Annotated in this window: 1 protein-coding gene; it reads right to left on the minus strand. The window is 38.0% G+C overall.

Annotated features, from left to right (window positions below; translation table 11 throughout):
* Window positions 1-990 (minus strand): Ig domain-containing protein (locus tag BBROOKSOX_RS11580; RefSeq protein ID WP_218973760.1); only part of this gene is annotated, 990 nt, incomplete at its 3' end.
* Window positions 991-1029 lie beyond the last annotated feature (39 nt).

The raw sequence follows: 1029 nt of genomic DNA on the forward strand, positions 1-1029 counted from the left end.
AATGCTTACTTTATCATCAACTTCCCATGAGAATTTTTTGTTGCTTGCATCATTAGGGCTAATCGTTACATGAAGTTGAGCGCTTTCACCAATGACTAGCGTGTCACTAGTGCTTGATATTTTAATATCATCAACCAATATTGGCAAAACTGCAATATAAACACCAGTTTGCGTTGATCCATGGCTATTACTAGCAGTAACCACATATTTGTTTCTGCTTAGAATCTTGGTAGGTGTGCCTGAAATAATTCCTTTTTGTTTGTCAAATACTAATCCGCTAGGAAGTTGATGAGAAATTGACCATTTATTAACACCGCCTGAGGCATAATTAACAAATTTAATCGGCTCCATTGGTTTGTTAATAATAATGTTGTTTTCGACTTTAGTAGGCACTATCAATGGCTTGGTGTCATCTTGAAGGCAACGCACACTGGTTTTTGTTGTTTTAAGCATGTCGCCACGCCATAAATCCAACTCTGTCTCGCTCAATAAAAATTCATGTCCTTGGTTAGCTGCAAACTGTAAGGCTGTGATTCCGACAATATCAACCTTAGGATTGTCTTTAAGTTGTTGCAGCGTTTGATTGCCGTCTATGCTTTCACTAGAAAGAAAAACAACCAAACCTTTGGCTGGTGTAACAACATCTCCTTCTGTTAAGTCTTGGATCTTAATGTTGTTAATAGTATATTTTGAACCTAAATCAATCATCACCCATCCGTCGTTTAAAATGCTATAGGATTTGAATCCAAGTTTTGTACCATCAACGATATTGCTACTCTTGGTATTGGCATGGTTGCCAGTGCTAATGGTATAGTTGCCAGTGCTAATGGTATGTGTTTGCGATAGACTAGGGGTTTTAGAGGTATCAAGGATATAAGTGTTGGCACCAGAATTTTGCACTGACTTGTGTAATGCAACATTCACACCATTGCTAATTACCTCTACTTCGCCTATTGCCAATACACCTGGAAGTGATTGTTTAATTAACACAAAACGCTTAGGGAGTATTGGCACAGGTGCTATTTTACG

The sequence above is a fragment of the bacterium endosymbiont of Bathymodiolus sp. 5 South genome, from assembly GCF_900128535.1.
Classification (GTDB): Bacteria; Pseudomonadota; Gammaproteobacteria; order PS1; family Pseudothioglobaceae; genus Thiodubiliella.